This is a genomic window from Mesorhizobium sp. M7A.F.Ca.CA.004.12.1.1 (assembly GCF_003997835.1).
Lineage (GTDB): Bacteria > Pseudomonadota > Alphaproteobacteria > Rhizobiales > Rhizobiaceae > Mesorhizobium.
Genome location: NZ_RZRK01000988.1, coordinates 1 through 1994 on the forward strand (window position 1 = coordinate 1; position 1994 = coordinate 1994).

Consider the following 1994-nt stretch of genomic DNA (forward strand, 5'->3'; position numbering starts at 1 on the left):
GCGTCCGGCTCGATCAATCGCAGCACCAACCGCGCGATCGTCGACTTGCCGCTGCCGGAAGGTCCCGCCAACGCCAGCGTCTCACCGGGGTCGATGTGAAAGGAGACATCGTCGACGGCAGCGATAGTCTTGTCGCCGCGACGGTAGCGCTTGGTCAGGTTGGACACCGCCAGCAGGCTCATGCGTGGAGCCCGGCTCGGTCCAGCAACGGCCTGGTGTCGAGGCCTATATGGGCGTCGAGCAATGCACGCGTATAGGGCTGGGCCGGGGCGCCGACAATCTGCGCCGTCATGCCAAGCTCGACCAACTGGCCATGACGGAAAACGGCGATGCGGTCGGCAAGATCGGCCGCCAGCGCGATGTCATGGCTGATGAACAGCAGCGTCATGCCGTCCTCGGTCACCAGGCGTCGGATCAAGGCGACGATCTCGGCCTGTACGATGGTATCGAGCGCGCTGGTCGCTTCGTCGGCGATCAGCAATTTCGGACCGGCCGCAATGGCTGCGGCGATCGCCACACGCTGCTTCTGGCCGCCGGAAAGCTGATGCGGGAAGGCGCGCAAGGCTGAGTCCGGGTCCGGCAGGCGGACGCGCTCCAGCAGGCTTTTGGCCTTGGCATAGGACTGGGACCAGGTGAGGCCGAGATGCGTGCGCGCTACTTCGGCGATTTGCTTGCCGATGGTCATGACAGGATCGAGGCTGGCGGAGGGGTCCTGGAAGACGAAGCCGATGTCGCGGCCGAGGCGGGGGATGTAGCTCTGTTTGAGGGAAGACTTTCGGACTTTGCGCCTTACGAGGCCCCCCTCTGTCCTGCCGGACATCTCCCCCTCAAGAGGGGAGATTACGCCCTTGTCTCCACTTTCGCCCATCGCCAGAGATGCAGAAAGAGGGCCTGCGGGGGAACTGCCAATCTCCCCCCTTGAGGGGGAGATGTCCGGCAGGACAGAGGGGGGCGCCTTGGCGCCCAACGGCGGATGTAAGAACCAATCGATCCGCCCATCAACCTTGGCGGACGCAGGCAACAGCCCGGCAATCGCCAGTGCCAGCGTGCTTTTGCCTGAACCGCTTTCGCCGATGATGGCGAGGCGTTCGCCATTGGCAATATCGAGGCCTACACTCCTCAGCGCTGCCACCTCATTGCCGTCACGCCGGTAGGTCACCGTCAGGTCGCGGATCGAAGCGAGCGTGGTCACGACAGGTCTCTCCTGACCGCTGTCGTCTCGACAATGCCTTCGCCGGCGAGATAGACGCCGAGCACGGTCAGCACCAGCGCTATGCCCGGGACAATCGACAGGAAGGGCGCGGTACGCAGGACAGCGCGGCCTTCGGCGATCATTCCGCCCCAGGTGACCCGGTTGGGGTCGCCCAGGCCGAGGAACGACAACGCCGCTTCGGTGAGGATCGCGGCGGCGACGATCACCGACGACATCGCCAGCACCGGCGGCAGGGCATTGGGCAGCACCTCGCGAAAGGCGATCGCCAGCGGGTGCATGCCGATGACCCTGGCCCCGGCGACATAATCGCGTTCGCGAATGGAGAGGACTTCCGCGCGGGCGACCCGGGCTGGTCCGGTCCAGGTGCCGAGCGCGATGGCAATCACGACGACGCCGAGCGACGGTCCGACGACGCTGACGAAGGCCAGTGCCAGCAGGAAGCTCGGCACGGTCTGGAAGGCGTCGGTGATGCGCATCAGCACCTCGTCGACGAGGCCGCCGGCAAAGCCGGCCAACGTGCCGACCACGGCGCCGACGACAAGTGCGGCGGCCGCGGCCGCGAGCCCGACAGCCAGCGATGTGCGGGCGCCATGAAAAAGCTCGGCCAGCACGTCGCGGCCAAGCCGGTCGGTGCCGAGCGGCAGCGACCAGTCCTGGAACGGCGGCAGCAGCGCCGGGCCGGCGATGGCCTGCGGGTCGCCGGGGAACAGCAGCGGCGCCGACAGCGCCATAGCGATCAGCGCCGCCAGGAGCATGGCGCCGGCGACCCGCAGGCCATCGC

3 protein-coding genes are annotated in these 1994 nt (G+C 67.1%); all 3 read right to left on the reverse strand.

The window, feature by feature from the left end; genetic code table 11:
- A partial coding sequence (locus EN984_RS32640) for an ATP-binding cassette domain-containing protein (protein ID WP_127384264.1) occupies window positions 1–182 on the reverse strand: 182 nt, incomplete at its 3' end.
- Window positions 179–1192, reverse strand: a complete 1014-nt coding sequence (locus tag EN984_RS32645; protein WP_236383551.1) for an ABC transporter ATP-binding protein — start codon at window positions 1190–1192, stop codon at window positions 179–181. The genes EN984_RS32645 and EN984_RS32640, both read right to left, overlap by 4 nt.
- Window positions 1189–1968 (reverse strand): ABC transporter permease, encoded by a 780-nt coding sequence (locus EN984_RS32650; RefSeq protein WP_245480165.1) that lies wholly within the window; start codon window positions 1966–1968, stop codon window positions 1189–1191. Before EN984_RS32650 ends, EN984_RS32645 begins: the two co-directional genes overlap by 4 nt.
- Window positions 1969–1994 lie beyond the last annotated feature (26 nt).